The organism is Oceanobacillus limi (assembly GCF_900111445.1).
In the GTDB taxonomy this organism is placed as follows: domain Bacteria; phylum Bacillota; class Bacilli; order Bacillales; family Amphibacillaceae; genus Ornithinibacillus; species Ornithinibacillus limi.
Window position 1 is genome coordinate 26,527 of record NZ_FOHE01000003.1, and the last position, 16,931, is coordinate 43,457.

A 16,931-nucleotide genomic window follows, 5' to 3' on the forward strand; every position below is an offset into this window, starting at 1 on the left:
GCTTCTTTCTTCTTTATTATTTTCTACTTTGTAAGTCCGTTTTTATTTTTGTTGTAGATATACCTACTGTTCGTGGTAAATAGATGACTTCACAATATTCCTTTAAATAATCAAACTTACCTTTCCAATCATCTCCCATTACAAATACATCAATCTTGTATTTTTGTACATCTTCTACTTTTTGTTCCCACTTGTCTTCAGGGATTACCTTATCTACGTAACGAATCGAATCCAATATCGCTTTTCGTTGCTCATAACTGTAGTATGCTTGCTTGCCTTTTAAAGCATTAAATGTATCGGAAGAGATGGCAACAATTAAGTAGTCCCCGTATTCCTTGGCACGACGCAGTAGATTGATGTGTCCAGTATGGAGAATATCAAAAGTACCATAAGTAATTACCCGTTTCACGTTAAACCCTCCAGCTATGCTTTCATTATGACTAGTATGGAGGAAATGCTTGATTTTTATCCCGGATACAACTGGCCACCACGGCGTCTTGTCGCATTGGCGGCACTAGTACGTCCGGCGCGTCATAGAACCTCTACTGATAGAATTAGAAGTCAAAAGAAGTTCGGACGCAATACTAAAAAAAGATCAAAAATCCACTTCACACATGAATTTCTGATCTCCAGAAAAAATTATTTCTTCTTTAATAAGTCCTCTTTTATCTTACTTGTTGAAATACCAACCGTCCTTGGTAAATAGACAACCTCACAAAATTCTTTGAAAGAATCGAACTTTCCTTCCCAATGATCGCCCATTACTAATATATCAATATTATGGCTTTTGATATCATTTTCCTTTTGCTCCCAAGCGTATTCCTCAATAACCTCATCGACATATTTTACAGCCTCTAAAACTGCCTTTCGCTGTTCATATGCATAATAAGCTTGCTTTCCCTTCTCAGCATTAAACTCGTCTGAGGAAACACCAACAACAAGATAATCTCCTAAGTTCCTTGCCCGACGCAAAAGGTTTATATGACCCGTGTGTAAAATATCAAATGTTCCATAGGTTATTATTTTTTTCATAAATAAACCCTCCAAGTGATATAAATAATAATTCTAGATTATTGTGGGAATCGTTGTCTATCTTTATATATTGCTTGTACCGTATTACTACTTGAGTTTCCATTAGAATACTGATTCCAATCTTTTGCAAATGTTTTTACCTGCTCAAGGTCAAATTCATCTCTTAGGATTACCGTCACAAGCTCCTCGGTAGTTCGTGCGACGGGACCTGGTACCAATGTTTCGTAGTCCTCCCAAAAACCACGTTCCTTCCGATAGGCTTCTAAATCATATGCGAAGAAAATCATTGGTTTTTGTAGTAATGAAAATTCAAACGGGATGGAAGAATAGTCTGTAACCAGGATGTCGGTAACTGTAAGTAAGTGACTGATTTCGTATCCATTGGAAACATTAATGACAAAATCCGGATAATCATTGTCAATCGTTCCATTAATGGAAGGGTGAAGTTTTAATAATAAAACATACTCTTCATGTAATTGTTTATACATGTTTTCGATCTCTAATCCGATATGAGGGTCGGTCATTTGGTTATTACGAAATGTTGGCGCATATAAAATAACCCTTTTCTTCTTTATAGTGGGAAACACCTTGTATAAGGATTGGGCTGCTTGTCCCATGGAAACTTCATCAAAAAAGAAATCACTTCTTGGAATTCCGGTTTTTAACATGTTTTCATCCGTTAACCCGAAGCTTTGTTTAAAAATATCTGCCATACGGTCTGAGCCAACAGTAACGTGATTAAACTGGTTGTATACATTATGAAATCGATTTAATGCAAGCTGGGATCGATTCTTATTCGAAGGATCGAATAAACCAAATTTTTTAATTGCTCCTGCTGCATGCCATAATTGAATACAGCGTACGTTAGGTCGGAACTTTGATACCGCTAAGAACCCGTAGTAATTATCAATAAATATCGTAGACGCAGTTGCAAGGTGGTATATGGAGCGAATCCAGTCTAATAGTTGTTTGGGTTCAAAATTTATGATTCTTCGTTCCAAATGGTCTTGATGAAAATTGGTTTTGCATTGGGAGGTTTGAAGAATTACAACTTGATCATTAGTCTGCTTTTCAACCTCTTTTAGTGTATATAAAATATTATCCCCAAATGAAGCAACAAATACTGTTTTCTTCTTTTGGGGAAACCGTTTAAATATATGAAAGAGTATACGAAAAGCAAAAAGGTATAGGGTAATAAATACTTCCCTAGCCATTGTTTGCTTCGTTTAGATCGGATTTAATTTTTGTTGTTGAAATTCCTACTGTTCGAGGTAGATAAACTACTTCACAATATTCATTTAAAAAGTCAAATTTACCTTCCCAATCGTCTCCCATTACAAAAATATCGACATCATGCTTTTGAACATCTTCAACCTTTTGTTCCCATGTGTATTCAGGAATTACTTCATCAACGTAACGGATTGCTTCTAGAATTGCTTTACGCTGTTCAAATGTATAATATGCTTTTTTTCCTTTTAGTGCATTAAATTCATCAGCTGAGATAGCAACAATTAGATAGTCGCCATATTCTTTTGCTCTGCGCAATATATTAATATGACCAGTATGAAGTAAGTCAAATGTTCCATAAGTAATTACTTTTTTCATTGATGAAACCTCCGTATATATTGTTTTATCCTATGCTCTGTAGTTGTCTTTGTTCGTATTGGAAATAAAAATAAAAAACTAGTATACGGCATTAAAATATGCCATTTACTATTTTAAGTATAGTATACTATGAAATTTGCGTTATATAAACATGTTTTTTACACAAACTTAACACTTCATAAAAAAGACACAGCCTAAATTGGCTGTGCCTCCATGAGTATATTATTTTACGGTTACATATTCAGTAGCATCTTTTCCGCCACTTATCCAATATTTATTGTTTCCATGATAAATATTGTACCATTCATCCTGGCGTATTAGATTATTATCTTTATCTAAAACTCCTGCTACTAATTGCTTATCTATTTGACTCTTTAACGTTCCATTTGGAGTTTCACGGACATTAAGTTTATTAACGGTTACTTCTAATAAATTCAAAAAGTCAACGTAATCACCATGGACCCAACCAGTTTTTCCACTATACGTTACTTTATGCCATGTACCGTTCGTTCCATGAACCTCTATTTTGGAAGCTGGTGGTATACTACCAATGATATCACCATCTGGATCATCCCTTAAGTTTAAGTTAGACGATTCAGTAGTTGTTACCCCAAAGACGTTAGCAGGGTATTCAGTCATACTTTCACCTGAAGTATCAGGAGGGCTTGAAGGTTTCGTTGCTCCCGTGAACTTAGGTACATCATACACCAAAATATAATTATCTAGAGAATTGTATATCTCTGCTATTCTCTTCGTTTGAATAACTGCCCATTGTACATGTGTTGCATATTGATGGGTAGCAGGTTTCTCTGGATTCCATTTCATTTTGTACAATGTATCCTGACCACGAGAAATATAATTTTCTGATACCTTGCCTGCACCACCCAAAATAGCATCTTCAGGCTTAAACCAACCTTGGTCGAAGGCATATTTAGCACCACATTCAAGTGGGCAGGAATCCTTCGCCCCATAACCATACATATTGTAAACGGTATGGGCAGCTTTGGAGCCGTCTGATACAACATTTCCTTTAGCATCTACCTTTACACCACTGGCTAAAGTTGATTTTCCATTCCCAGTTTCATGTAAGGTATGGGCAATGAGATAGGCTTCATTTATATTGTATTTCTTACCCGCATCAATAAATGCTTGTCCTGTTCCTTCTAACGAGCCTTTCCCTTTTAGGATGTTTTCATTAATTTCTTTGACTTTAAGTCCAGCAGGCTGTGTTAAATCTAAAAATTGATAGTATGCTTGCGTTCCTTTTGTGAAGTTAGCAGGATTTACATAATAAGCTACTTCGTCTTCCGTTGCTTTTACCTTCCCTGCACCATCAGCTTTTGGACCACCATACTTCATTTGTTGGTCTACCATATAATCTAAAGAGTAATCATAATTTGTAACGTTGGTAATATCACCAGTTGTAACATCGCTAACTGCTAAATAACCTGTTTTCTTCTTACCATTCACATAAACGGTAACCTCGTACCAGTTTTTAGACAATGTCCTCACTTTTAGGATACTACCCTCTTTATAGGACTTTAGGCTACTTGATGATTTGGATGCTCGTGAGTATATTCTCGTTGGGCTTTTTAATGCCCGAGCATCTAGCGACTTTTGCTCCTCTGGTAGTAAGCCTTCTACATGACTAGATGAGATGTAGCCCGTTTTCTTCTTACCATTCACATATACCGTTGCTTCGTACCAACCACTCACAAATGTTCGGTATTTTAAGATTGTTCCGGCTGGATAAGATTTTACTTGTTTCGAGCTTGTAGAAGCATCTGTGTAAATAATAGTTCGATCTTTCAAACCGATACCTTGAAGTGATTTCGAGTTTTCTACAGCATTCTCTACATCATTTTTGTGTATGTACCCTGTTTTCTTCTTGCCACTTACATAAATTGTTGCTTGGTACCAGTTTTTACTGAAAGTTCGATAGTATAGCACACTTCCCTTACTGTAGGATTTCCAAATGCCACCATCCTTCGTTGCTTCCTTATAGATTGGTGTTTTTTTGGCTGCTACTCCTTTTAAACTCGAACTATCTTGGGCAGCTGGTTCTACATGTGAATGGTGAATGTAGCCAGTTCGCTTTTTCCCATTTACATAGACAGTTGCTTCATACCAATCAGAAGAGAAAGTCTTAAATTTCAGCTTCGAACCAGCAGAGTAGGATTTAATTGCTTTCGAACTAGTACTAGCACTAGAATAAACACTTGTTTTATTTTTAAGGGCTAGCTGTGTTTTGGTTTGCTGATCTTGAATGGAATTTTCGACAGCTGATTTAGCAATATAGCCTGTAACCGGCTTACCGTTTACATACACGGTTGCTTCGTACCAATCAGAAGAAAACGTATTGTAATAAAGAATCGATCCTTTTGAATAGGACTTGATACGTTTAGAATTGGAGGAAGCTTGGCTATACACGGCAGTCGGATTGTCTAGTGCTACCCCTTTAAGCCTAACTGGATTGTCCACTTTATCTTCCACATCTGCTTTATGAATGTATCCTTTTTTCCAAGTTCCATTTACTTTAACGGTTGCACTGTACCAAGAATCATTATAAGGCTTGTACACGAGAACGGTCCCTTTCGAGTAATCCTTTAGTACTGTCGAGCTTGTTGACGTACTTTCATATACATTCGTCGGGCTTTTCAAGGCAACCCCAGACAAGGATGTATCAGCATGTGCGGTCAGTCCAGAAGGGAAAAAGCAAATTGCTGTGAATAAAAGGAAAGACAAGGTAACGAATCCAATGGAATATTTTTTTATATAGAGTCTATTCAAATACTCACCACCTTTCGGAAATTTGATAATAGGTAAATATAATTAACCTACTATTCTTGTATATTATCGCAAGTATCTAGTAAAAAGTTAAGAGATTTTGTCAAAAAAACAAGTTAAATTGATAAATTAATAGAAATTACTCATAAAATAGCATAAAATGTCAAAGGGTATTGTGAATGTGATAGACTATTAATATGAAAAACTTTTAATAATCAAGTCGGATTTGGTTGATACATACCAGTTCACAAAAATGCACTTTCCTTCCCAAAAGTAATTGATGTATAATCTGTTTTAGTAATTATGAAAGAGTAAGGCGATTTTGAATGATATTTTGAATACATCCAATAATAAGCGAACATCTTAAATGGAAGACATATATAAACAATGTAGGGAGATTTTTATCTGTATGAACAAAAAGAAAATGAAAAAGAAGCTAAAGCGATTTGTGAAGCGAACATATAAACGAGCATTTCGGATTATAAGTAAATTACCTAGAAAAAAAGGGTTGGTAGTATTTGAAAGTTTTCACGGCAAGCAGTTCAGTGATAATCCGCGTGCAATCTTCGAATATATGAAAGAAAATCACCCCGAATACAAGCTATATTGGAGTGTTGATCGCCGTTTCACGAACTTATTTGATGAGTCAGGAGTAATGTATGTGAAGCGATGGTCTATTAAATGGCTTTTTGTAATGGGAAGAGCGAATTACTGGGTAATGAATTCCCGGTTGCCATTATGGATTCCGAAGCCAGAGGGAACCATTTATTTACAAACTTGGCATGGAACTCCGTTAAAAAAATTAGGAGTGGATATTGAAGACGTGAAAATGCCAGGTACGAATACAGAAAAGTACAAACGTAACTTCCTTAGGGCATCTCAAAAATGGGATTACTTAGTATCCCCAAATGAATATGCATCGGAAATATTTAAACGTGCATTTGGTTTTGAAAACACCGTTCTGGAAACGGGCTATCCACGAAACGACTTCTTAATTAATGAAAATAAGGAAGAAACAAGGTCTTCTATTAAGGAAGCATTAGGGATCCCAACTGAAAAGAAAGTAATTCTATATGCACCAACGTGGCGCGATAATCAGTTTTATGGAAAAGGACGATACCGATTTAATTTACAGCTTGATTTACAGAAGATGCAGGAGAGCTTTGGGGACGACTATGTTATTGTCTTACGATTGCATTATTTAGTTGCGGAGAATTTAGATATTCGTGAATTTGAAGGATTTGTTTATGATTGCTCCAAATACCGAGACATCCGTGATCTGTATTTGATTTCTGATTTATTAATAACCGATTATTCTTCTGTCTTTTTTGATTTTGCGATCTTAAAAAGACCAATTATCTTCTACGTTTATGATATAGAGGATTATCGAGACAATATTCGTGGCTTTTATTATAACTTTGAGGAAGAAGCTCCAGGTCCACTCGTTAAATCAACAGACGAAATAATCGAAGTAATTCATCATACGGAAAAAGAGAACTATGAATTGCCTGAAGCATTGGAACAGTTTCATCAGAGATTTTGCTATCTAGAAGATGGGAATGCTAGTGAAAGAGTAGTTGAGCATGTTTTTAATTAATGGAATTGGTGTACAATAGATGTAGAAGTTAACGTTCGATTGTTTTTTAAATAATGAAATTGTATAATCTAATAATGTGCAATAACACGGTTAAGAGAACCTGGTTTGAGAGGAAAAGTATATGAAATCTTCTATAAAAGTCGTGAAAGAACAAATTGAAAACTTTTATTTGGTAAGACGACTTTCTCTATATGAATTAAAAAGTAAAAATAAAAGCAATTATTTAGGGATGGCATGGGAGATTATCAATCCAGTCATTCAAATCCTAATTTATTGGTTTGTATTTGGGAGTATTCGTGAAAAGTCCGAAATAGAGCTATCGAATGGGGAAGATGTTTCGTTTATTGCATGGCTACTAGGGGGATTTATATTGTGGATTTTCTTTTATAAATCTACAATTGAAGGTTCGAAGTCCATCTATAGTAGGCTGCGAATGCTTTCCAAGATGAACTTTCCCATGAGTGTTATACCGAATGTCGTTATCTTTTCTCAATTTTACGTTCATTTATTTATGCTTTTGATTACGATTATCATCTTACATTTCATGGGGTTTTTTATTAATATTTATTATTTACAATTCTTTTATTTTATATTTGCTACATTTTGCTTGTTGTTTTCACTATCATTAATTATGTCAACATTATCTACTATTATACGAGATGTTCATATGTTTCTAAATGCGACACTACGAATGCTACTGTATCTTTCGCCGATCCTTTGGCCGATATCAGAAGCATTAAGTGATAATCAATTGTTAATTATGATTTTGAAGCTTAATCCGCTGTATTATTTAATAGAAGGATATCGTTCGGCTTTATTTGGAACGGATTGGTATTTTGTAACCAACTGGGAATATACGATCTATTTCTGGGGATTAATTATTGTATTATTCCTCTTCGGCTCCATGTTACACGTCAAATTTAGAAGACATTTCATCGATTACTTATAAAGGCTTGTGATTATAATGGAATCAGCGATTATTACTAGCAATATAACGAAAAAATATAAGCTATATCAATCTGGTCGGGAAAGAATCCTCGATCTGATTACTCCGAAAAGCTATGGGGATGACTTTTATGCCTTAAGGGATGTCAGTTTCGTAGCGGAAAAAGGGGATGTAATTGGCTTTGTTGGGATTAATGGATCGGGTAAATCAACATTGTCCAATATTATCGCAGGGATTGTTCCAGAAACATCTGGATCCGTGAAAGTGAATGGAGAAACTGCGCTGATCGCTGTTTCGGCTGGATTAAAGGGAGATCTTTCCGGCCGAGATAATATTGAATTAAAATGCTTGATGCTTGGTTTTTCCAAAGAAGAAATTAAAAAGATGGAACCAGAAATCATTGAATTCTCGGAGTTAGGCAGGTTTATTGATCAGCCTGTTAAGTCCTATTCTAGTGGGATGAAGTCGAGATTGGGTTTTGCGATTTCCGTTACGGTTGATCCAGACATTTTAATTATTGATGAAGCGTTATCCGTTGGGGATAAGGCATTCGCCGAAAAAAGCTTACAAAAGATGAAAGAGTTTAAAAAACTTGGTAAAACGATGATTTTTGTTAGCCACTCGATTGGACAGATGAAACAGTTTTGCGAGAAAATTTTATGGCTAGAGTTTGGTAAGGTAAAGGAATTTGGAACAGTTGATGAGGTTATCCCAAAGTATGAAGAATTCCTCAAGAAATGGAAAAAGATGTCTAGTAAAGAAAAACAAGCCTATCGAGACGCGGCCGAATAGTAGTAACAATAATTATAGAAGACTTGTACAGAAGACATGTGCTTGTCTTCTTTTTTTGTTGAATTATGTTTTAAAAAGACGAATATTGTTGTAAAATTATTTCATATAAATATCAATCTATAATTCTATTTGATAAGGGGATAGCTATTCTATGAAAAAGTCAATCATCACTGTTACCGCATTTTTGAATATTATTCTATTATCTTCATTTCATCCTGTATCTGCAGCGGAAAAAGAAGATGAATCCACTACAATAAAAAAAGGTACGGAAGTATATGGGGAAGATATAAGTGAACTTACCGAGGAAGAATTGCAGTATGTACCTGAAGGATGGCGTGATGGAGTTGTAGAAGATGATCATATTCACGATCCAATTGAGACTGATGCACGGAATATACAATCCGTATACCCGGATGTAAATAACTATATCTCTTCTAGGAATCTAGCAACACCTTCTATAGAGTTTGATCATAAATCTGTCTTTCCAACAATCTTTTTTCGGTATGGTAAGCCAGAAGGAGTTGTAGCACATGAAACAGCGAATAACTCCTCAACAATTACTGGTGAAATTTCGTATATGACAAGAAACTATAAAAATGCTTTTGTTCATGCATTTGTTGACGATGATCGTGTGATTGAAATCCACCCGACCAAATATGCATCATGGGGGGCAGGGCGTTATGCGAATGAGCGCTTCATTCATGTAGAACTAGTACGCGTTCATACCTTCAACGAATTTGCTCGTTCGGTTAATAATTATGCAACCTATATTGCTTCCTTATTACACAAACATGACCTTGGAGTCGTTAGTGCAGAGTATAACGGCACCGGTACTTTATGGTCACATAATGCCGTTAGTCGCTTTTTAGGTGGTACAACCCATACCGATCCTATTGGTTATTTTTCAAAATGGGGTTATTCATGGGAGGAGTTTGTCATGTTAGTAGGGGAAAAATACAACGACATGGCAACGTTTGAACGTACGAGTAAGCTTGGTCATATTCGTTCGAAGCAGGTGCGAATTTACCAAGACCCATTATTAAAAGACGATTATGAAACAGCTGGTACAGAATACACCAACCATGTATATTACATCAAACAACAATTAAAGAAAGGTACTGAAGTCTATTATTTAATTAGCAAGAAACCAAGTAGTAGTGAAGGAACTGTTGGATGGGTAAATAGTAAGGATATGCAGGTTTATTCGCATGTTGGTGTAGATCGAAGGGAAAAGGAATTTGAAGTAATAAATGGATCAGGAAAAGCGTATAATCGTGCGTGGGGTGGAAGTAAGAATTTAGTCTATTCCGACTTATACCCGTACTTAGGTAATACTTTCCTTGTTAATTTAACGGAAGAGGTTGGAAATAACACTTGGTATCGAGGTTATCTTGCAGGAAAACAGGTTTGGATTCATTCGAATCATTTGGAGGAGAAAATCCGTTTTATTGATGTGGCATCAAGCTCGTCCCATTATGATGGAATTTATGCATTAGTTGACATGGAGGCCATTACTGGATATCCATTGCAGGATGGATCTAAAGCATACCGACCAGAACAAGAGGTATCACGTTCACATGCAGCAGTAATCTTTACACGTGCTCTAAACATACCAACACCAAGCAATGTAAGTTCGATATTAGACAATTATAGTGATATTAGCAGTTCTCATGATTACGCCAATCAAATTGCAGCAACGTATAAGGAAGAAATATTTCGTGGAAATAATGGAAGATTTATGGATGGGCCGTTAACTCGTGAACAAATGGCTACTGTAATCGCAAATGCATTTGAACTGGAGGATATTGGTGTTGAAACAGGAGTAAATCTTGAAAATGTATCACCTTCACACAAAAAAAATGTTGATCTATTAGCTCAGCATGGGATTACGGTTGCACTTGATGATTATCGACCTAGTGAAACGGTCACTCGGGGTCAATTTGCTACTTTTATTTACCGAGCAATACAAAAATAATAAGTTTTCAGTTAAAAATTGGGTATAATGGGTCTAATTTACCGTAAAAAGGACTTGCAACCTACTATTCTAGGATGTAAAATGTAGACATGCCTAGAAGTTATATTGGTTTTGATAGACAAAACATGCACTAATATTTCATCTATAAGAATATGATTCTATAAATATAGTTGACAATAGTTGACAGAATTTACTACTACAATTATACTATATTGGAATCAATGTCTACTAGGTTAATAATCTGTCACTTAGGCCCTATATTCTTCATTTAGTATTTATACATAGATATATGTGGTCTGAAAGGGCAGAAAATTATAAATCATTTTAAGGGAGGATAAAGTTTTTATGGCTAACAATAAAACTTTCCGTAAAGCAGCAATTTCAACAATGGCAGCATCTACTGTAGTTGCAGCTGTTGCACCAGCAGTTTCTGCTGATTCAGCATCAGGTTTCTCTGATGTAACAAAAGAAGGTATTCCAAGTCATTACGATGCAATCATGAACTTGAGTGCACAAAACGTAATCACTGGTTACGAAGATGATACTTTCCGTCCTTGGGAATCTATCTACCGTGCACAAGTTGCAGCAATGCTATCTCGTGCTAAAGGTCTAAAAGCTCCAAGTGACCTTGAAAGTTCACTAGACGTTTACACTGACGTAAATGTTGACTCTGATAATGCGGCTGAAATCGCAGCTGTAACAGAAGCAGGATATTTCCAAGGTAACTCTGGTGTATTCTCTTCTTGGACAGAAATCAACCGTGAGCAAATGGCAACTGTATTAGTTCGCGCATTTGACCTTGATTCTTATGATCTTGAAGACGTTGCAGTTAACCTTGACAACGTAAGTCCAAGTCACCAAGCAAATGTACAAATTCTTGCTAACGCTGGAATTACTACTGAAACAGAAGATTTCAACCCAACAGGTGACGTAACTCGTGCATCCTTCGCAACTTTCTTAGATAGAGCTCAAAAATTTGTTGCTGAGCAAGAAGCTGCAGCACCAGAAGTTAAGAGTGTAAGTGCGATTAACGCTGAAGAAATTCAAGTAACATTCAGCAAAAATGTTGATATAGCAACTGCTTCTAATGCGGCTAACTATGAGCTGGAAATTAATGGAGCAGATGAAACTGGTAATATCGAAGATATTTCAGTATCTGGAAACACAGCGACAATCCGTTTAGATGGCGTTGTATTCTCTAGTGGAGATAAATTCGTACTACAAGTTAAAGATTCAGTTAAAGGTGTAAATGGTGAACAAGTTGAAAGATTTACTACAAATGAAGTTCCTTTCGATGTAACATCTGCACCAGCTGTAGTTTCTTCTGGCTTTAACGGTGCTGACTTAGTACTAGAATTTGACAGACCAGTTGATACTACAACTACTTTAATTAAATTAGATGGTGTTGCTCTTGGATCATCTTCTTTAGCTGCTGTTGATGATACTGCAGCTGGCAACTATAAGTATACAGTATCTGGTCTTACTGCTGATGAACAAACAAAAGCAGGAGAGGCTGGAGACCATGAGGTTGTTATTTTTGATTTAGCTGATACAAAAGGAACTGTTGCTAATGTAGCTAGCGTTGTTACTTCAACTTACAACCTATCAGCTGATCAACAAGCACCTGAAGTTGTATCAGTAGAATCATTAAATGCTAATAAGTTCTTTATTGAGTTAAGTGAAGCTGCTACTGCTACAGATGCATCATTCATAGTGGAAAAAGGTAACCATACTTTCACTGTAGGTGGAGATAACTCCCAATTAAGTACTGATGTAAGTGCAGGTGCTGGTGATGAGAATAATAAAGTATACTATGAACAAGGTACGTACCTTGGTAAACCTGGTTACTATGTAACAATTACTGAACCTGCATCTGGCGAATTAAATCCATTATATAAAGATGGGGAAACAAGTGTTTCTTTAAATGTTACATTCGAAAATTACAAAGATTCTGCGGATTATGTTGGTTCAAAATATGAAGGTACAGTGACTCTATCTAAAGATTCTAACAAACCAGCTATTGAAACAACTGCTATTTCTGGATCAAACTTAGTAATTGATTTTGATGGGGCTTTATCTGGTGCACCTGCACTATCTGATGTAGTTGTAAGAGATAAAGATGGAGTTATTATTACTCCAACTGGTATTACATTAAATGGGTCTGACGTCGTAGAAATCACACTTGGATCCGTGGCTGATGAGCCATATACTGTAGAATTTGCTGAAGGTAAAGTTCAGTACGAAGTAGTTAAAAATGATGTATCTGCATATAACTTAAATGCAAATAAAAATGATGTATTAACAGCTACTGTTCAATCAACATCAAATAACTTCTTTAAGTATGTTGAATTTGTTACAAATGGTACTACTCCATCTATAAATACAGACAATGAAATCACTGTTGATTATGGTGTTGAAATGGATAATTCAGCATTATCTGTTTCTAACTATCAATTAGATGGTAAAGCGTTGCCTGCTGGTACTGAAGTTGACTTTGTTGGTGATAAAACAACAGTACAAATAACATTACCTGAAGGTTCATTCGAAACATCTACAGACTACAAGTTCACAATTGATTCAAGTGTAACTACTAAAGATGGCGTACGTGTTGTAGGTGACTTACAAACTAAAAAAGCTTATGAAACTGTTTTAGGCCTAACAGATAATGTTGCACCAACAGTTGCTGGTGGTCAATACTTAGTTGCAAATGATACAGATACAACAACTACTGATCTTATTGTTAAGTTCTCTGAAGTAATTACTACTCCTGATAGTGATGACTTCAAAGTAACTGTACAAGGATCAACTCAAACTGTTGCTTCTATTAGTGATACAGATACAAGTGACGAATATGTAGTTATTACATTATCTGACGCTGTTAACGTAGGACAATCTGCTACTGTAGAAGTTGTTCCAGAAGGCGACGATAACGCTGTATTATCTGTTGAAGATGCAGATGGTAATAAAGCTACTGGTTCGGTAACAGTTTCAACTAAAACTAAAGATAATCAAGGTAACTAATTAAATTTGTAGTAAGTCATATTACTAACAAGTATTATGGTACTAAAGTAAAAATAGAGTCCTGTAGAGATTTCTGCAGGACTCTTCTTTTTTTAGTTTATTTATCATTATATTCCCCACTACTCTATACAACCAATTTAATATTTCTATATATTAACTATGCCATTATTAATTATAATTGAAAACTATAGTTTGCTAAGATGTAAAACAAAATATGTAGAAGTTATTATAGTCGCCTAAACATGTAAATTCTTAAACTGTCTATACCTCAGTCCCCCTTAGAATATTCAAATAACCATTACGTTTTCGTCCTTTATTTTTTTATCTCACTAATTAATCACCATTATTAATTACTATATACCTATTATTTGGTTGTCTACGGGAAATATTATGATAAAATGGGTATTGCCAAGGTGGAAAAGTGTGGTAGTTAGATGCTTTTTTAGGGAATAGCTGAATGTTTAACAATAAAAAGAGAAAAAGTACGATCATGAGGAGAGTATGAATTTATGGGAGCATCAAAAGTAGCTTATCATATAAGCAGCTTATTACAGATTTTATTAACCATCTTTCTATTTTTATTTATTGGTGCAACAATTAATGATATAGCTTGGTATGCTGATAATGCATTTATGGGAACGGAGGAAGTAGCATATATCGGAGGAATAACGGATATAGTAATTGGTCTTGTAATCTATTCAATAATTATGGCAATCTTAAAGGCCGTAAAGAGCCCTTATAAAAAAATAAAGCAAACGAGCAGCAAATGAACTTTTGATAGTATAGTGAAATTGGAATTCTAGATAACGAAACAGTTTAAACCTTTCTATTAGTGAAATGATTTACTATAGGTGTGGGCGAGAATGGTTTTATCACAGTTTGAATTATAACCCCTCTTTTACCTCCATAGCATCAACTAACAATGCCTATTAAACCCAATTTCTTTATGATATAATTTTAAAATACTATGTGTATTTAAATAGGAGCTGGACTGGAATGGATCAACCATTAATTAATATCGAGCGAAAGTTTAGGCCTGAAATAGAAGGACTACGCTTTGTAGCTGCAATGCTAGTGGCTGTATATCATATTTGGTTCCATAGGGTTTCTGGTGGAGTTGATGTGTTTTTTGTTATTTCGGGCTTTTTAATTACAACATCGATTATTTCTACTATCAATAAAACGAGAGCCTTTCGTTTTTGGCCGTATGTATCAAAATTGATGAAACGGCTTTTTCCTTCCGTGTTTTTCATTTTAGGTATTGTTTTGGTTTGTAGCTTCTTTTTTTTGCCTGCATCCATTTTTCATAAAACAATACGCGAAGTGATCGCTTCGATGTTTTACTACCAGAATTGGCAATTAGCGATTTCGAGTACAGACTATTTAGATGTTAGTCAAATGAAGTCACCTGTGGAACACTTTTGGGCATTGTCCATTCAAGGCCAGTTCTATATCATATGGTTCCTAATTTTTACTGTTATTTTATTGATGATTAGAAAATTTAAATATAACCCGAGAAAGCTTATTAACATCGTATTGGGATTGTTGTTCATTATTTCATTGTGTTATTCCATTTATCTAACTCATGTCAATCAGCCTTTAGCCTACTTTATAACCTTTACGCGCGTGTGGGAATTTGCTTTGGGAGGTTTGATTTGCGTCAATTTATCATCGATAAAGCTTAACAAGTTTATCGCCGCTTTTATAGGTTGGCTTGGCTTAGTTGGCTTAATTGTGACAGGAATGATATTTGAAGTGTCACAAATGTTTCCTGGCTATATCGCCTTATGGCCGATGGCATGTGCCTTGCTCATTATCTTATCCGGCGAACAGGAAACGAAATACAGTGTAAAACGTTTCTTAGGCAATCCTCTCATGGTAAAATTGGGAGGAATTTCGTTTGGAATATACTTATGGCACTGGGTTTTACTTATGTTCTATCGATACAATATAGCGGAAGATCCAGGAATAATAATAGGAATGTTAATTATTCTTATATCTATTATCCTGTCTTTCTTGATGACAAAATTTATTGAAGAACCAGTTAGACGAGCGAAAGTAAATCGATTCGCTTTTCGTAGACTAGCGATAATGGGAATAGTGAATATACTAATCATTGTGGCTCTGATAGTTAATGTACAACTCGAACCTAAAGCCAAGATTACCTCTGCAGATTACCCTGGTGCAATGGCAGCTAGTGGGGTTGTTGATGTACCGTATCGAGAGCCCATCCCGTCTTATTCGGAGGTTTTTGATGACTTACCGATTTCACATCTTGATGGTAGTAATCAAACGTTGGAGGAAACGAGTGTACGTGTTGGGGAATACGGAGAACTAGAAATGTACGATGCAACCATCGCACTGGTAGGAAGCTCTCATGCTGAACATTGGTTGGGGGCCATTCTAGAAGCGACGGAGAATCATAATTTTCGCGTTTTGTCATTGACACGATCTGGAACACGTTTTTCCACTGGTTATAACGAGGGTACGCCTAAAGCAACATGGAATAAGAACGTGCTAGACTACCTTGAAGATGCCGATATCGATCTCGTCATAGGTCAAGGGACGGCTTCTGATACAACTAAGCCAGAAATCCAACAGCAAATGATTGATCAACTGGAGTATGTGAAAGAAGAGTATGGTATGGATGTCTTAGTTGTTCGTGATAACCCAAGGTTTGGATTTAATGTGCTAGAATCCTTAGAGATGAACGGGGTCGCTAAGACAAAAAAGAAAATGAACGAAGAAAAGAAAAGTCAACAAGATGAAGCCTATTGGATCAACTTTGAACAGGAGAACAAGTCTCTTTATACATTTGATTTAAGTGATTACTTTAAAGTCGATGGAGAATATGAACCAATCATTGGTAATATCATCATTTACCGTGATGGTGATCACATAACAAACACCTATGCAGAAAGCTTCGGACCAATTTTCGAAAAGAAGATTATGGAAATACTAGAAAAAAGGGGAAGATTAGCTTCTTATTAGGATCCCTTTAGTATTAAAATGAAACCCCTTTGTTGGAAGTAAGCAAGGGGGTTTTTGGAACCCTGTTATGTCTGAAATGCTGCTTTTAATAGTTTTCTACTAATGAATAGATTATAATTAGTACCAACCTATCCAAACCCTCTTTATAAATTGATAGATTCTTCGATGAATTATATATGTGAAAA

11 protein-coding genes and 1 pseudogene are annotated in these 16,931 nt (G+C 35.7%); 7 read left to right on the forward strand and 5 right to left on the reverse strand.

The window, feature by feature from the left end; genetic code table 11:
* Positions 1 to 16: 16 nt before the first annotated feature.
* From tagD (BMX40_RS04425) to BMX40_RS04445, 5 genes are all read right to left on the reverse strand, one after another.
* Positions 17 to 409: a glycerol-3-phosphate cytidylyltransferase gene (gene tagD / locus BMX40_RS04425; RefSeq protein WP_090867257.1), complete on the reverse strand. Its 393-nt coding sequence runs from the start codon at positions 407 to 409 to the stop codon at positions 17 to 19.
* Positions 410 to 639: 230 nt separating this feature from the next.
* Entirely contained in the window at positions 640 to 1,032 is a 393-nt protein-coding gene (gene tagD, locus BMX40_RS04430; RefSeq protein WP_090867260.1) for a glycerol-3-phosphate cytidylyltransferase, read from the reverse strand.
* A 38-nt stretch (positions 1,033 to 1,070) separates the two neighbouring features.
* A complete protein-coding gene (locus BMX40_RS04435) occupies positions 1,071 to 2,246 on the reverse strand; it encodes a CDP-glycerol glycerophosphotransferase family protein (RefSeq protein WP_090867262.1) in 1,176 nt (391 codons plus the stop codon).
* On the reverse strand, positions 2,239 to 2,637 hold the full coding sequence (gene tagD / locus BMX40_RS04440; RefSeq protein ID WP_090867264.1) for a glycerol-3-phosphate cytidylyltransferase: 399 nt from the start codon (positions 2,635 to 2,637) through the stop codon (positions 2,239 to 2,241). Before tagD (BMX40_RS04440) ends, BMX40_RS04435 begins: the two co-directional genes overlap by 8 nt.
* A gap of 222 nt (positions 2,638 to 2,859) precedes the next feature.
* Positions 2,860 to 5,427 carry an SH3 domain-containing protein gene (locus BMX40_RS04445; RefSeq protein ID WP_090867266.1) on the reverse strand — a complete coding sequence of 856 codons (2,568 nt, stop codon included), beginning with the start codon at positions 5,425 to 5,427 and terminating at the stop codon, positions 2,860 to 2,862.
* A gap of 397 nt (positions 5,428 to 5,824) precedes the next feature.
* Between BMX40_RS04445 and BMX40_RS04450 the strand changes: the two are divergent.
* The 7 genes and pseudogenes from BMX40_RS04450 to BMX40_RS04480 all read left to right on the forward strand — a co-directional run.
* Positions 5,825 to 7,021, forward strand: a pseudogene (locus BMX40_RS04450) (CDP-glycerol glycerophosphotransferase family protein); the annotation flags it as partial.
* A 121-nt stretch (positions 7,022 to 7,142) separates the two neighbouring features.
* Positions 7,143 to 7,970: an ABC transporter permease gene (locus BMX40_RS04455; RefSeq protein ID WP_090867269.1), complete on the forward strand. Its 828-nt coding sequence runs from the start codon at positions 7,143 to 7,145 to the stop codon at positions 7,968 to 7,970.
* A gap of 15 nt (positions 7,971 to 7,985) precedes the next feature.
* Positions 7,986 to 8,759: a teichoic acids export ABC transporter ATP-binding subunit TagH gene (tagH, locus tag BMX40_RS04460; RefSeq protein ID WP_090867271.1), complete on the forward strand. Its 774-nt coding sequence runs from the start codon at positions 7,986 to 7,988 to the stop codon at positions 8,757 to 8,759.
* A gap of 151 nt (positions 8,760 to 8,910) precedes the next feature.
* Positions 8,911 to 10,734 carry an S-layer homology domain-containing protein gene (locus BMX40_RS20755; RefSeq protein ID WP_090867273.1) on the forward strand — a complete coding sequence of 608 codons (1,824 nt, stop codon included), beginning with the start codon at positions 8,911 to 8,913 and terminating at the stop codon, positions 10,732 to 10,734.
* 345 nt (positions 10,735 to 11,079) lie between these two features.
* Entirely contained in the window at positions 11,080 to 13,755 is a 2,676-nt protein-coding gene (locus BMX40_RS04470) for an S-layer homology domain-containing protein (RefSeq protein WP_090867274.1), read from the forward strand.
* Between the two features lie 509 nt (positions 13,756 to 14,264).
* The gene (locus tag BMX40_RS04475; protein WP_090867275.1) at positions 14,265 to 14,525 is read left to right on the forward strand and encodes a hypothetical protein; all 261 of its coding nucleotides are present in this window, start codon (positions 14,265 to 14,267) and stop codon (positions 14,523 to 14,525) included.
* Positions 14,526 to 14,751: 226 nt separating this feature from the next.
* Positions 14,752 to 16,746 (forward strand): acyltransferase family protein, encoded by a 1,995-nt coding sequence (locus BMX40_RS04480; RefSeq protein WP_090867277.1) that lies wholly within the window; start codon positions 14,752 to 14,754, stop codon positions 16,744 to 16,746.
* Positions 16,747 to 16,931 lie beyond the last annotated feature (185 nt).

Bases quoted from the DNA above. Each gene is read 5' to 3' on its own strand.
- tagD (WP_090867260.1), bottom strand. From the start codon at position 1,032: ATGAAAAAAATAATAACCTATGGAACATTTGATATTTTACACACGGGT.
- BMX40_RS04435 (WP_090867262.1), bottom strand. From the start codon at position 2,246: ATGGCTAGGGAAGTATTTATTACCCTATACCTTTTTGCTTTTCGTATA.
- tagD (WP_090867264.1), bottom strand. From the start codon at position 2,637: ATGAAAAAAGTAATTACTTATGGAACATTTGACTTACTTCATACTGGT.
- BMX40_RS04455 (WP_090867269.1), top strand. From the start codon at position 7,143: ATGAAATCTTCTATAAAAGTCGTGAAAGAACAAATTGAAAACTTTTAT.
- tagH (WP_090867271.1), top strand. From the start codon at position 7,986: ATGGAATCAGCGATTATTACTAGCAATATAACGAAAAAATATAAGCTA.
- BMX40_RS20755 (WP_090867273.1), top strand. From the start codon at position 8,911: ATGAAAAAGTCAATCATCACTGTTACCGCATTTTTGAATATTATTCTA.
- BMX40_RS04470 (WP_090867274.1), top strand. From the start codon at position 11,080: ATGGCTAACAATAAAACTTTCCGTAAAGCAGCAATTTCAACAATGGCA.
- BMX40_RS04475 (WP_090867275.1), top strand. From the start codon at position 14,265: ATGGGAGCATCAAAAGTAGCTTATCATATAAGCAGCTTATTACAGATT.
- BMX40_RS04480 (WP_090867277.1), top strand. From the start codon at position 14,752: ATGGATCAACCATTAATTAATATCGAGCGAAAGTTTAGGCCTGAAATA.